The 3,695-nt window shown below is 55.7% G+C and carries 4 protein-coding genes; 2 read left to right on the forward strand and 2 right to left on the reverse strand.

Going from position 1 to position 3,695, the window contains the following annotated elements; genetic code table 11:
• Nucleotides 1-140: 140 nt before the first annotated feature.
• Complete coding sequence (locus AC1DQP_RS17990; RefSeq protein ID WP_478052151.1) at nt 141-968, forward strand: ImmA/IrrE family metallo-endopeptidase; 828 nt, start codon at nt 141-143, stop codon at nt 966-968.
• A 144-nt stretch (nt 969-1,112) separates the two neighbouring features.
• Nucleotides 1,113-1,517: an H-NS family nucleoid-associated regulatory protein gene (locus AC1DQP_RS17995; RefSeq protein ID WP_164222797.1), complete on the forward strand. Its 405-nt coding sequence runs from the start codon at nt 1,113-1,115 to the stop codon at nt 1,515-1,517.
• A gap of 142 nt (nt 1,518-1,659) precedes the next feature.
• Here the strand turns inward: AC1DQP_RS17995 and AC1DQP_RS18000 are convergent, their stop codons facing one another.
• Both AC1DQP_RS18000 and AC1DQP_RS18005 read right to left on the reverse strand, forming a co-directional pair.
• The gene (locus AC1DQP_RS18000; RefSeq protein WP_478052152.1) at nt 1,660-2,343 is read right to left on the reverse strand and encodes a hypothetical protein; all 684 of its coding nucleotides are present in this window, start codon (nt 2,341-2,343) and stop codon (nt 1,660-1,662) included.
• A gap of 82 nt (nt 2,344-2,425) precedes the next feature.
• The coding region (locus AC1DQP_RS18005; RefSeq protein WP_478052153.1) for a MobA/MobL family protein at nt 2,426-3,695 on the reverse strand (1,270 nt) is incomplete at its 5' end.

Below are 3,695 nucleotides of genomic sequence, written 5' to 3' on the forward strand. Positions count from 1 at the left end.
CTACCTGATGGGGCTCGTTGACAGCCCAGATGACATGGCAGCCGCTTCGAGGATTGCTCGGCATTTGGGACAGGCCACGGAAGACGACATCAAGATGCTTGAAGCCGTCGCTAAGTCATTGGCCGATACAAGGAAGAGAGATGGATAGTTATCGTCGGCGGCAGATCGAAGCCAAAGCGCAGGACATGCTCAACGATGCGGGAGTCCTATCACTTCCGATTAATCCCATGGAAATTGCAAAGCACTTGGACATCCAGGTGCATGCAAAACCAGCTGGTTCCACGGGTGCATCAGGATGGCTACTGCGTCAGGGGAATGATTTTGCGATCATTTACGCCACTCATATCGAAAGCCCAGGATTTCAGAATTTCAGCGTGGCTCATGAATTGGGCCACTTCTGCCTCGATGGTCATCCCGAACATATTTTTAAGCAGGGGAGCGAGCACGCATCTCGGGGTGGCTTTGGATCCTCAGACCCAATCGAGCGAGAGGCGGATTATTTTGCATCGTGCTTGATGATGCCAAAATCACTATGCAAGCCAATTATTAATAAGAACGGCGATGGCATGGCTGCTGTTCGTTCACTAGCGGAAACCTGCAATACCTCATTGACTGCCGCCGCATTGCGTTACGCGGAAATAGGGCACCTGCCCACAGGGGTGTTGCAGTGTTTAAATGGTCGCGTTGAGTTTTGTGCGATCTATCCACTCCAATCGCACGTTGGGTGGGCAAAGCCATTGGGTCGCAACACGAAGGTCCCCCCTGAAAGCGCTACTCAGAGGTTGGCTGATGATCCCGATGCAATAAGAGTGGGGATGGAAGACAGTGATAGTGCGGAAGCCAGTGATTGGTTCTTCGGTGCTAAGAGTGGTGTCTACCTCACGGAAGAGGTGATTGGCTTAGGCTCTTATGGCCGCACCCTGACCCTCTTGACCTTGGAAGAAGCGGAAGACGATGAAGATGAATGAGACTATTTCGCCCTGCATCTGGACAGATGGCTTGCATTATCGTTTGGCGAACTAAGAAACGCCGGGCTTCGCCTTACGCTCAGTTCTCCTTTATCGGACAAAGGCCTGATATTATTTCCTACTATTCAAGAGACCAATTACCAAATGAGCAAACCGACCCTTGATTCAATTGCCTCTGCAAAAGCCAAGCTTGCCGAAGAGCTGCGTAAGCTGGAAGAGCAAGAAGCAAAATTGATTGAAGACGAAGCCTCTGATGCGTTTCTGCAGATTTCGGATTTGCTGACTCGTTACGGACAGCATCTGACGTCTAAGCAGAAGGCCGATATTGCGAACCAGGTTGGCGGTTCGTTTAATGGGCAAGCTCGCCAAAAGAAGACTTCTGGTGAAAAGAAGGCAGTCGCCCAGAAATACTGGCTGCCGCACACTCAGGAAACTTGGTCTGGCCGAGGCCGTACCCCTCGCTCGTTCGCGGCTTGGGAAGGCACGGCGGCCTATAAAGAATGGAAGTCCAAGCACCCTGATGAGAAGTTCCCCGCGTATCCGGGCTGATTTTTAGCGAGACGGGCTCTGTTTAGGCGGAGCCCGCGCCTTTGGACAGCAGTCTCAGCAGAACGCTCCGCAGAGCCTGATGCTTATAAGCCCGACTCTGGCTCTCCTAGTCTAGGCAGCCGCTGAGTTCGCGGACCCAGGGCTACACCCGCAAGACAAGCGTCGCTTTGACTTCCAACAGGGCGAAGTCCAACGTCTGATAGACGACACGGACAGCAGCTGCGTAGCCAACTGAGACCACAAACAGCCCGATGAACGAGATTGCGGCAGCAATGGTTGGGAAGAGACTGGTCTCCAAAACATCCTGGGCGACGGTCGGGGAAAGCACGCGTGCCGTGGCAAGCCAGAACAACGCGCCCCAGACGATGCCAATGAATACGTTGAACCGCGCCATTCGCTCGGTCGTTTGCGTTTTCACGAGCTGCACCCCAGACGACAAGCGCTCCAACTCCCCCTGATCTTTCACCAGCCGCTCGATGGCGCCTGCAAGCTCTCCAACGGACTTTGCGGTGACACCAGCAAGGACCGTGCGAGTAGGAAGGCCAAAGTAGACGCTGATAACGCCGAGTGTCAGCGCGGCGAGGATCATGACGGGATTGAAAGCCCGCTCAACAAGGCAAAGACCGGCCACGATGATCGACGTCAGGACGAAGACCCAGAGCAAACGCTTCCAGATGATGCCGAGGCCACTCATGATCAACCATGGGCCGACTAAGAGCTCCTCTGAGAGGGCACGTAGTGCGTCTTCCCTCGTCCGAAGCGGTCGCCGGTTGACGACCGCGTATTCGGCGAGCCTGACCGCTGACCGGATCTTCTCGAACTCCATTTCTGCCTCTTCCTTATAGTCGTCAACGCAGCATATCCAAATATTGTTGWTGCTTCTCACACCTGTGCCAGGTGGACAGGAATCAAGGGACGAAACGGGGTCGCCTGATCTTCAGCTCCCAGTTCCCTGCTTGCTGCGCGGCTGACTCATCTGCTTCGTTCCTAGTCACATCAGCGCTTAGAACCTCCAATGTCGGCACTGCGAAGTTCTTCTCCAAGCTTTTGCAGGCGTCCATCATCTTCTGGCGTGCCTGATTGATCCGCCAATTTTGGATGGCGACAATCCGAGGTGACACATGGACCTTTGATCGGGCTAGCGCTCTGCGCGCTCGAATGGCAGCGTGGGTGGTCGGAGCATCTCCATGCTCAGAAAGCGCTGCTTGGGCATTCAGCACCTCCATGCGGGCCCGGTAGGGCCTGATCACCATCCGCGCGTAGGTGCTTACCGCCTTTGCTAGGGACTCGGTGTCTTCAAACAAGAACGGTTTGCTTGCATAGCTGTCGACACGACGGCAAACCAAGGCCGAGTGCGCTTGCTGGAATTCGGGTTCGATTTGGATGCCAGGAACAAGGCGCAACACTTCTAATGCTTGCTGGGCAACTTCGCGCTGCGCTTCCAACCAGTTTTCGATCAGCTTCGCCTCAGCGTTCAACATCTCCGCGTCTTTGCCTGTTGACCGGGCTAAGCGCGCAACCCGACTCAGGTGCCGTGTCTGGCCACTGTAAGCAGTATGGATGCCTCTGGGCACCGAGGCACCCGCCAATCGGTTCATGGCCTGGCTGACAGGGTTACCCGTCGCGCCCCGTGCGGGCACACCAGCATCGCTATCCTTGCCTAACTGCTCCCTTCTTAGTTCGCGCAACGCTGCTGCGTGATTGTGGTTCTTTGGGGCGTCGTGGAGCACGCCCCCACTTCGCTTCATGTGTGCCATCAAGATCCTACTGAGCGACATCGCGGCCTCTTTCCCACCGACACCGTGTATCTCTGCGGTGAACTTAGACTTCCGCTCGACGGCAACTCTTGCCTTCCCAAGGTGGCGCATCGGCTTGCGGGTGAGGGTTCGTGCGCGCTCAAAGTTGCCTTGGAGTGCAGCGTCCCTGGCTTGAGCCCTGAGTGACCGGTGATCCACCCGACTCTTGTGTCCGGCCATAGCCAAGTGTCCATTGATCACCTGTTCGATGTCTTTTCTAATCTGCCGTAGCGCGCGTGTTCCGCCCCCTTGTCGAGCATCAAACTCCGCGCAGGCTCGTTCCCCTAAACCATCAGCGCCCACTTTGCGGGCAGACATCAGCAAGTGGACGTGGTGGTTGCGTTGATCGCCCTGTTTGCTCGGCTTATGCACAGCCACGAGG

The sequence above is a fragment of the Stenotrophomonas sp. P5_A8 genome, assembly GCF_056400545.1.

Coding starts and splice junctions, on each gene's coding strand:
- AC1DQP_RS17990 (WP_478052151.1), top strand. CDS start 141: ATGGATAGTTATCGTCGGCGGCAGATCGAAGCCAAAGCGCAGGACATG.
- AC1DQP_RS17995 (WP_164222797.1), top strand. CDS start 1,113: ATGAGCAAACCGACCCTTGATTCAATTGCCTCTGCAAAAGCCAAGCTT.
- AC1DQP_RS18000 (WP_478052152.1), bottom strand. CDS start 2,343: ATGGAGTTCGAGAAGATCCGGTCAGCGGTCAGGCTCGCCGAATACGCG.